This is a genomic window from Bradyrhizobium sp. Kon56 (genome assembly GCF_055807635.1).
This window is the reverse complement of the sequence record NZ_JBVVOU010000070.1, coordinates 1-9,654: the sequence shown is the minus strand read 5'-3', so window position 1 is coordinate 9,654 and position 9,654 is coordinate 1. Positions and strand designations below refer to the sequence as shown.

At 61.3% G+C, this 9,654-nt stretch carries 9 protein-coding genes; 7 read left to right on the top strand and 2 right to left on the bottom strand.

Annotation, left to right across the window (positions count from 1 at the left end; genetic code table 11):
• The first annotated feature begins 227 nt into the window (after positions 1-227).
• The 5 genes from AC0L3B_RS37615 to AC0L3B_RS37595 are packed head-to-tail and all read left to right on the top strand — an operon-like array spanning position 228 to position 4,893.
• On the top strand, positions 228-1,571 hold the full coding sequence (locus AC0L3B_RS37615) for an ABC transporter substrate-binding protein (protein ID WP_240544008.1): 1,344 nt from the start codon (positions 228-230) through the stop codon (positions 1,569-1,571).
• Between the two features lie 55 nt (positions 1,572-1,626).
• Positions 1,627-2,526: a branched-chain amino acid ABC transporter permease gene (locus AC0L3B_RS37610; protein WP_085350545.1), complete on the top strand. Its 900-nt coding sequence runs from the start codon at positions 1,627-1,629 to the stop codon at positions 2,524-2,526.
• Positions 2,526-3,482, top strand: a complete 957-nt coding sequence (locus tag AC0L3B_RS37605) for a branched-chain amino acid ABC transporter permease (RefSeq protein ID WP_085350546.1) — start codon at positions 2,526-2,528, stop codon at positions 3,480-3,482. The genes AC0L3B_RS37610 and AC0L3B_RS37605 overlap by 1 nt, the downstream gene beginning before the upstream one ends.
• Entirely contained in the window at positions 3,482-4,225 is a 744-nt protein-coding gene (locus AC0L3B_RS37600) for an ABC transporter ATP-binding protein (protein ID WP_018460416.1), read from the top strand. Before AC0L3B_RS37605 ends, AC0L3B_RS37600 begins: the two co-directional genes overlap by 1 nt.
• Positions 4,222-4,893, top strand: coding sequence for an ABC transporter ATP-binding protein (locus AC0L3B_RS37595; RefSeq protein WP_018460415.1), 672 nt, complete (start codon positions 4,222-4,224; stop codon positions 4,891-4,893). Before AC0L3B_RS37600 ends, AC0L3B_RS37595 begins: the two co-directional genes overlap by 4 nt.
• A gap of 51 nt (positions 4,894-4,944) precedes the next feature.
• On the opposite strand, the gene AC0L3B_RS37590 is transcribed toward AC0L3B_RS37595, so the two are convergent.
• Both AC0L3B_RS37590 and AC0L3B_RS37585 read right to left on the bottom strand, forming a co-directional pair.
• Entirely contained in the window at positions 4,945-5,421 is a 477-nt protein-coding gene (locus tag AC0L3B_RS37590; protein WP_231190480.1) for a hypothetical protein, read from the bottom strand.
• A 1,189-nt stretch (positions 5,422-6,610) separates the two neighbouring features.
• Entirely contained in the window at positions 6,611-8,017 is a 1,407-nt protein-coding gene (locus AC0L3B_RS37585; RefSeq protein WP_473382546.1) for a DHA2 family efflux MFS transporter permease subunit, read from the bottom strand.
• A 197-nt stretch (positions 8,018-8,214) separates the two neighbouring features.
• Between AC0L3B_RS37585 and AC0L3B_RS37580 the strand changes: the two genes are divergently transcribed.
• Together AC0L3B_RS37580 and AC0L3B_RS37575 are read left to right on the top strand one after the other, a co-directional pair.
• Positions 8,215-8,523, top strand: a complete 309-nt coding sequence (locus AC0L3B_RS37580) for a hypothetical protein (RefSeq protein ID WP_026234026.1) — start codon at positions 8,215-8,217, stop codon at positions 8,521-8,523.
• Between the two features lie 20 nt (positions 8,524-8,543).
• Positions 8,544-9,431 (top strand): sigma-70 family RNA polymerase sigma factor, encoded by an 888-nt coding sequence (locus AC0L3B_RS37575; protein WP_018460410.1) that lies wholly within the window; start codon positions 8,544-8,546, stop codon positions 9,429-9,431.
• Positions 9,432-9,654 lie beyond the last annotated feature (223 nt).

The window sequence follows — 9,654 nt, the reverse complement described above, 5'->3', positions numbered from 1 at the left end:
TCATCGGTGGTTCCTCGGTTGCGTTGGCGTGTCGCAACCCGATCCTACCGGAGAACTGCCGGTGACCACCGCAAAGCTGCCCGCCCGCTACGGCGCTATTTGAAGGCGCGCATCCGGGCGGCTTTGCTCTACCGAGCTACACCACCACCGGGGACACGACCCCAGCAACTAGTAAGTGCTGGCAATATTTCAGAATTATAAGTAGCGTCGCGGCAAGAAAAATCGCGATGGCCGCCCGGTCAACGCAAGTTAAAAATGGGGAGATTCAAATGCTTTTGCTGAAAGCCGCAGTTGCAGCCGGTCTAGTCATCACAGCTTTTACGGGCGCTGCGCTTGCGCAGAGCAAGCCGCCGGAAATCAAGATCGGTATCACCACTTTCCTGTCGGGACCGGCTTCCGTATTCGGCGTACCGGCAAAGGCCGCGGCCGAGATGATTGCAGAAGACCTCAACAAGAAGGGCGGAATCGGCGGTGTACCGGTAAAACTGTCTTTCATCGATGAAGGCGCCGGCGGCGAGGCATTGGTCTCGAACTACCGGCGCATGGTGCAAGACGAAAAGGTCGACGTGACTTTCGCCTCCATCTCCTCGGGCAGCTGCAATCAGCTTGTCCCGGTCGCCGAAGACCTCAAAGTCATGAACTTTATGTGGGATTGCGGTGCGGCTTCTATTCTGGAGACGAAGAAATATCGCTACAATTTCCGCACGCAGGCTAACGGCACGCCGGAGATGCTGGCGGTGCTCGTCTATCTCCTTAAGACAAAGCCCGACTTTAAGACCATCGCGGTCGTCAATCAGGACTACGCGTGGGGCCGCGAAAGCTGGGAAATCTTCTCCACCGCATTGAAGGCGCTGAAGCCCGACGTTCAGGTGTTGGCGGAGCTTTTTCCGAAGTTCGGTGCGCCGGACTATTCCACCGAAGTTTCGCGCTTACTGGCATTGCGGCCGGATGTCGTTCTAACCACCTCCTGGGGCGGCGATCTCGACACGCTGGTCCGTCAGGCCGGTCAACGCGGCCTGCTGCAACAGTCGACCTTCGTGTTGGGCATCGGCGAATCCTCGATCCAGCGACTGGGCAAGGATCTGCCGGAAGGCCTGATCGTCGGCGCGCGTGGCGATCATTGGTTCCTGCATCCTGAAAAGAAGAACGATCCGGCCTTCAAGGCGTTTGCCGAGGCATTCAAGGCAAAGACCGGCGCCTGGCCGATTTACCCCGTCTACCACATGGCGCAGGCTTTCACGGCGCTGCAAGCTGCCTATGACAAGGCGATCAAGGCCAATGGCGGCAACTGGCCGACACGGGAGCAGGTCGTAGACGCAACCTCCGGCACCGAGTTCGCGACCGGTTTCGGCCGGCCGGTCACGCTGAGGCCCGAGGACAACCAAGGTCTGGAAGCGCAGCTCGTCGGCGTCACCAAGTCTTTCCCGGGCTATGACTTCAAACTGCTCGACAACATGATGATCTTTGATCCGAAGGTGATCACCAATCCGGCGGGCGTGCGCTCGGTCGAGTGGCTGAAGACGCTCAAGCCGGAATTCGTTAAAATGGACGTTCCGACCTTCAAGCAGTAGGCCAGATCATCGTCCTCCGGGCAAAAACCGCAGGACGGCTTTCCTGAAGGTCTCCATGAATTCGACTCTCGCCATATTGGCCGTCCTTGACGGGATCAGTTACGCCGCCTTGGTGTTCCTGGTTTCCGTCGGGCTGAGCCTGATTTTCGGTGTGCTTCGCGTGGTGAATGTCGCGCACGGGTCGCTTTATGCCTTTGGCGCCTATCTCGCCGCGACGTTGAGCCTCGTGATTGCGCAGGTGTCGCCGTGGCTTACCTATCCCGCATTGCTGGTTGCCTCCATCGTCATAGGGTTTGTGTGCGGCGGTTTCATCGAGCGCTTCCTGTTGCGGCCGCTTTACGGACGAGACGACGTGTTGCAGCTCCTGATCACCTTCGCGGCCTTCATGATCATGGACAATCTGCAGCGTCTGATCTGGGGCGTGCAGCCCATCTTCGCTGCTGAGCCCTTGAAGCTGTTGCCGAACATCAGCGTATTCGGCGTGAACTATACGTCCTACCAGGTCATCCTGCTTCCAGGCGTGGCAGTCGCGACGCTGTTCGGACTGCGTTACTTCTTGCGGAAAACTCTTGCGGGAGCCGTGATTCTAGCAGTAACCGAGGATCGGGAGGCGTCAACCGCCATCGGCATCGACGCCCAACGCGTCTACTCTATTACGTTCATCATCGGGGCGAGCCTGGCGGCGCTCGGCGGCGCGCTTGCTTCGCCGACCACGTCGCTGGTGCCCGGCATGGGCGCGGACATGATCGTGCTCTCGTTCGCGGTGGCAGCCACTGCGGGTCTGGGGCAGATCGAGGGCACCGCCCTTACGGCCCTTATGATCGGTTTGACCCGCGCCTTCGTCATCTATCTGCAGCCGGAGTTCGAAGTTCTCGTACCCTATCTGCTGATGGTACTGGTGCTTCTGGTGCGCCCGTTCGGACTGTTCGGTACGTTGCAGATGAGAAAAATCTGATGGCGGGCCGTATCAAGCCGATCACGGCAGTCGCAATCATCTTGTTTCTGGCCAGCGCGGTACTGCCGCTCTTCGTCGCGAGCTGGGCGACGTTATTCGCGCTCATCCTCGCCAAGAGCATCGTGGTGCTCGGCATCGTCCTGTTGCTGCAGGCGGGACAAGTATCGTTCGGACACGCGATGTTCTTCGCCACCGGCGCCTATACCGCGGCGTTCTGGGGCAAGTACATCGGCGGCGGCGATATCCTGATCTTTCTCGCGCTGGGAGGCATAACCTCTACCGTTTTTGGCCTGATCGTCGGCCTGTTCGTGGTTCGCTACAGGGAAATTTTCTTTGGAATGCTGAACCTGGCATTCTCCATGGTCTTGTGGTCGCTGCTCGAGAAAATGTTCCACTACACTAACGGCGCGGACGGCATCCGGGTCGCCCGTCCTGGCTTGTTTGGATTTTCGTTCACGCCGGAGACGTTCCAATACGTTATTCTCTACGTGAGCCTTTTGGTCGCGATTGCTGCCTTCTACGGCGTGCAACGCTATCTCGACAGCCCGCTCGGTCACATGTTGCGGGCAATGAAATCTAACGAAACCAGGCTCGAATATCTTGGCATGTCGGCGCGGCGCGTGCTGCTCATCGGCTACGTGTTCTCCGCATTTCTCGGCGGCATAGGCGGCACTCTGGTATCGATCATTCAGCAGATCGCGACCCCCGAATTCGGCTTCTGGACCAAGTCCGGCGAGTTCGTGTTCATCGCGATCCTCGGTGGCAGCGCCCATGCTTTCGGTGCGTTTGCAGGCGCGGCGATGTTCGAATGCGTACGGTTCTATGCCGCGGCGCATCTGGCGGATTCTTGGCAGCTCATTCTCGGCGTCGTGCTGGTCGTCATCATTCTTTACGCGCCGAACGGCCTTATCGGCCTCCGCCAGCGCTACGGTCAATCCGGGCGGGGAGGGCATTAATGGCCAACGTCCTGCTTTCTGCCAAGAACATCAAGATCCGGTTCGGCGGCGTCATCGCCGCCGATGGCATCGACCTCGACGTCCTGGAAGGCGAAAACCTTGCCATCATCGGGCCGAACGGGGCCGGCAAGACGACGTTCCTCAACATCTCGACCGGTTATCTTCGGCCGCAAGCCGGCACCGTTACCTTTCTCGGCCACGACATCACCGCGCAGCTGCCACGTACGATCACCAGGCTCGGCATTGCCCGCGCCTTCCAGATACCACAGCTGTTCCTCGACCAGACCGTGATGGAGAACATGTTGATCGCGGCCGCCTCCCTGCGAGGCCGTCCGTCTGGTTTCCAGGCTCTTTCTCTCATGCCGGAAGTGCCGGAAATGAAGCGGCTGCTGGATCTCGTCGGTGTCAAATCGTATGCGGAACGAACGGCGCGCGAACTGCCCGAGGGGCAACGCAAGCTGGTCGATATTGCACTCGCGCTCGCGCTGAAGCCAAAGCTCCTCCTGATGGATGAGCCGACTTCGGGCGTCGCGTCATCAGAGAAACTCACCATCATGGACATTCTAACCACGGCGCTGGCAAAGGAGAAAGTCACCTCGGTCTTCGTCGAGCACGACATGGATATGGTGGAGCGCTATGCCAACCGCGTCGCCGTGTGGAATGTCGGCAAGATCCAGATGGTTGGGACGCCGGCTGAGGTTCTGGCGGACCCGAAGGTCCGGGAACAGGTGATCGGGATATGACACCGATGCTGAGTTTCGAGAATGTCAACGTCGCGATTGCTGACGCGCCTGTGTTGCGAAATGTGAGTTTCTCGCTGCTGCCGGGTGTGAGCGCAGCGCTTATCGGGCGAAACGGCGCCGGCAAGACCACGACCGTGCGCACTATCATGGGCTTCACAAAAGCGAGCGGCACCGTTCGTCTGGGCGGCGAAGATCTTGGAGCGATCGCGCCGCATCGCCGGCCGTCGCTGGGTCTTGGCTACGCGCCTGAGGACCGGCGTCTGTTTTCCGCCTTCACCGTCGAAGAAAATATTTTGCTTCCCGGTCGTGTCGCCAAGCTGAATCCGGACGAGACGCGGCGGCGGCTGGAGCGAGCGTATTCGGTGCTGCCGGAACTCAAAGAGCTTGCCAAACGTCCGGCGGGATCGGTCTCGGGCGGCCAAGGCAAGATGGTGGCGCTTGGGAGGGCGCTTATGCTTGGTACCCGGCTGCTTATCCTGGATGAGCCATTTCAGGGTCTCGCGCCTGTGTTAGCGCAGCGATATGCGGAAGCACTCCGGCGGCTTCGTTTGCAGGATAAGGACATTACGCTGCTGATCACCGAGTCGAATCCAAAGCTGCTCGAAACCTTTGCCGACGTGACGCTTACCATTGAAAGAGGTGAGATCGAGGCCCGCCAAGCTAATTGAAGACGCGGTGGAGGAGCCGCCGGCCTAAGCAGACCTCGGCGGTTTACCGATTCAGCGTCCGCTCTGCCACGTGATCGTGGCACTCTGTTTCGACCGTTCCTCGTAATCGTCGCGATTCAGATCGTCCGTCGTTGGATTTCGGGCACGTCGGCTTAGTGCAGGTGTTTTAGTTTGGCCGCAGGGGCTGGCCGTCACATAGTCGCGGCCCGCTTCAGCCGCCCAGTTGAACAACCCCGAGGCGGCCTTGCGCATATGACGTGCGTTGCTGACGGAGGGCTTGCCGAACTTGCCCGCGACGATGTCATTCGAGAGTGTCGCGATGTCATGCTTCGTCACCCGGCGCTGACGCACCATGAATTCATGGAAATGGTCGAGATTATCCGCGCTCTCGGCAATTCGTATCGCCTGGCTGCACTGGAGCCAGGAAGCGGCTTTCTCTACGGACGCTTCACCTTCAATTTCTGCCGGGTCGTTGTGTCGTGTGTCGCGCGGTAGGCGGCACTTCGGTGGCGCCCGGGTGTCGAGCATCTACGGCAGCGACCGTTTGCTGTGCGTGCCCATTATGGTTCAACCCGTGCAGACCATCGTGCGAGGCCCATGAACTGCCTCACGCGAAGGATCGGATCAGATATCGCAGGTCTGGTTGGTGTGGGGAAAGACGGTAGCACCTTAGTGACTCGAACCCCCGACAGATCACCGCATAATCTAATACGCTTACCCTCGCAGGCCTCGGCTGCTCCGCCGCAAGTCCAAGATCCCACTGACGCGCCGAGCGCCGTTATCCCTCGCCGCCGCCGCAACGAAACGCAACGAATTGGGTGAAACTAGCGTGAACAAAACGGGACGGAAGCACCTGCCGATGAGAGAAAGATCAACAACTTAGAAGATGTTCACTGCGTTCGGGACGCAGGGGTCGCAGGTACAGAAGGCGTCGCCGAGCAATTTACATTTCGTCTGTAACCTGTTGATTTCGATAGTGCTGTTGTGACGGCGTTTTATAGCTAAGTAGCTGAAAGTTCTTGTGAAAGATGAGACTCTTAATCTGCGGGTCCCAGGTTCGAGCCCTGGTGCGCCCACCAAGCATAAGCCCTCTTCTTCAAGAACTGACGAGAAGGGTCGCTGAGAACAAAACGGGTCTCGCGCGACGTTTTGTTGTCGGAGGTTTTGCGGTCGGATTGCTGCGCGACTTTCCTTTATTTCTGCCCCGTCGCCGCAGGGGACCGTTGCTGCAAAATCGGTTGGTATCGTCACAGGATGCTGCCCAACGGGCTAGATGACCCCGTCTTTGCGCATTCGTTCCAGCTCGGGCTCCTAGAGCCCGAGAAGATCACCGAGTATCTCTCGGTTTCGTGCCTCGATAGCTTCGCCAACCAGAGAATTTCTCCAAGGCGTCGCGGCCCCGTGCGCATTCGCTTGTTCGCCGGGGCAGGTGATCGGGGAGCGACGTCAAGGCGCTGCCGGGGGGCGTCGCCGCGGTCGATGTCGACGCGGCCACAGGGCCAACCGGGATCGTTACCCGCGAAGAGCTCCAGTGCGAGTCCGATCGCGCAGCCGGCATCGTCCGCAAGGCCGGGCCGCGCCCTGACAGTGCCTTGGGCGCGGCGGCGGACGTGGTCGAAACTGCAACCGGTATTCTGCCGGCTAGCCGATCATTGAAGGCCAGCACTTGGTCGCGAAGCGATCATCTCGCCTCCGGCTTTGATGACGGCTGTCAGTGTCACGCATCCTGCGGCGCGGCTGCTCCAGCGGTCCGCCGCCGTGCCGGCAGGAAACACCCGGCAATCGCGCCGCCCAGCGACAGCGTTGCGGCAAGGCTCATCGCCGCGGCGAATCCGCTCTCGAAATGAGCGGCCGAATCGACCCCGCCATGCGCCGAGAAGTTCGCCACCAGCGCGGCGATGCCGAACATGCCGCCGAGGAAGCGTCCCATGTTGAAGATGCCGGACGCCTTGCCCATTTCGGCCACCGCGACCGAGCTCAGGATGGCGTTCTGTGCTGCCGGCATCGCCATCGAGACGCCGACGCCGGCCAGCACCAGCGGCGCGACCAGGGCGGAGTAGGTAACCGCAGAGCTCACGAGCTCCGCGATCCAGCCAAGTCCGATCGCCTGCATCAGCAATCCCGTCACCACTAGCGGCCGCTCGCCGAACCTGTTGACGACCGCGCCGGCGATCGGGGCGGTGACGAACAGCGTCGCGGTCCAGGGCAGCAGGCGAAGTCCGGCGCCGAAGGCGTCGAAGCCCAGCGCGGTCTGGAGGAACTGCGGCAGCAGGAACAAGACGCCGTACATCGCGGCGTAGAACAGCACGCTGGCGGACATGCCGGAGGCAAGCGCCCGCGATGCAAACAGCCGCATCGGCACCATTGGCGCGGTCGCGCGCAATTCCCAGAGAACGAAGCCGGCTGTGAACACCAGGCCTGCCATCAGCGCGGCCATGATTTCGGCGCTCGCCCAACCCACGGCGTTGCCGCGCAACAGACTCCACACCCACGCCAGCGCCGCAAGCGCGACAAGCGCCAGTCCGGGGATGTCCAATGCGGCGGCCGGGCCGAAGCTTTCGCGCAAGCGTGCCAGTACCAGGGCGATCGCGATCAGGCCGATCGGCAGGTTGATCCAGAACACCCAGCGCCAGCCGAAATGTTCGGTAATGAAGCCGCCGATGGCGGGACCGATGATCAGCGCGCAGCCGGTGATGCTGGCGAAAATGCCGAGCGCGCGGGCGCGCTCCTCGCGGCCGAACGTGCCGCTCAGGATCGCCATTGCCAGCGGCATCACCAGCGCGGCGCCGGCGCCCTGCAGCGCGCGGGCGGCGATCAGAGCGGTGGCATTGCCTGCGAGCGCACAGGCCGCCGATGCAACGACGAACAGGGCGAGCCCGGCCGCGAACATCCGGCGGCGACCGAAGCGGTCGCCGAGTGCGGGGCCGGTCAGGAGCAGCACGGCAAAGGTCAGATTGAAGGCGTTGACGGTCCATTGCAGCGTCTCGACCGGGCTGCCGAATTCGGCGCGGATGGTCGCGAATGCTGTCGTGATGATCATGGCATCGAGCGCCATCATGAAGGATGCCAGCGCGGTGACGCCGAGCACCCAGTTCTGCGCGGCGCGATTGATCGGGGTCTGCATCGCCCTGTCTCCGTGTGTCGCGCCAGCCTGTCGCGGCGCGTTCTGCGGGCTAGACGAGGGCTGAGCGGCAAAGGATGCGCCCAATAATAATTTGTTCCGGGCCGCATCCTTCGCCTGCCGGCAAACGTCCTAGGGGTGATGCGGCCATTTGCCCGATTTTGAGCGAACCAGGTCGCGACATCAGCAAGGAGCGCGCGATGAGAAGGACGTTGATCAGGTACAAGGCCAGGCCGGAGCTGGCCGATCGGAATGCCGAGCTGGTTTCGGCCGTATTTGCCGAATTGAAGGCGGCCGGCCCGGACGGCGTGCGCTACCTGACGCTACGGCTGGAGGACGACACCTTCATCCATCTTGTCGAGGCCGCGGCCGAAAACGGCTCGAGCCCGATTCCGAAACTCAAGGCATTTCAGACGTTCCAGGACGGCATCCGCGACCGCTGCGCGGAGCCGCCGCTGGTTCGTGATGTGAGGATCGTCGGCAACTATCGTATGCTGGACGAGTCCTGAACAAGCGAAGCGGAGGAGCAATGGCGCCAGACCCGCTGGCCACCATCGATACCGAGGCCCTGCTGGCGCGGATGCGGCCGAAACTGCATCGCTACTGCGCCCGCATGGTCGGCTCGGTCATCGACGGTGAGGATGTGTTGCAGGATGCGCTGATCAAGGCGATGGAAGCGCTGCAATCGGTCACGCCCGTCAATACGGAGGGCTGGCTGTTTCGCATCGCGCACAACACCGCGCTGGATTTCCTGCGTCGCCGCAACCGGCAGGAGGCGCTGCACTCGGCTGAGGAGGTGGAGATGATTGCCGACCAGCTCGATGATGTGGAAAGCCGCCAGATCGCCGCGACCAGCCTTCGCACCTTCATGCGGCTGCCGGTGGCGCAGCGCTCCAGCGTGATCCTGATGGACGTGCTCGGCTGCTCGCTTGCCGAGGTCTGCGACATCATGGATTTCAGCCTGCCGGCGGTGAAGGCCGCGCTGCATCGCGGACGCACGCAGCTGCGGGAGTTCGCCGGAGAGCCCGACGATGTGCCGCAGCCGGGCCTGTCGGAAGCAGATCGCACGCGACTCAACGCCTATGTCGGCCATTTCAATGCCCGCGACTTCGACGCGATCCGCGCCATGATCGCCGACGACGTCAGGCTCGAGCTCGTCAACCGTACCAGGCTGAAAGGCAAGGCCGAGGTGTCGAACTATTTCGGCAATTATTCGAAGAACAGCGACTGGCACCTGGTGACGGGGCAGGTCGAGGGACGTCCCGCGATCCTCGTGTTCGATCCGAATAAGCCGGCCGGGCGGGCGAAATATTTCATGCTTCTCGACTGGTCCGCCGGCAAGCTCGCCACCATCAGGGATTTTCGTCACGCAGCCTATGTTATTGATGGTGCGGAGTGCGTGGTGGATAGAGGGTGAACTCGCCTTCTCCATCGGAGCAGGCGCGTCGCTTGACTAGAGGGCCGTGGCAGGTTGAATGGGAGGACTGCCCGTCGGGCAAAACACCCGCCATCCCGTCAACCCCTCTCCACAAATATATCCCGCTTTACCGAAATTCGGAATTGGCGTATGTGTCGTCCATCCCGGCTCATCCTTGAGGGGCGATCTTGTGGTCGTCATGTTCGCGAGCCGGGCTTGCGGT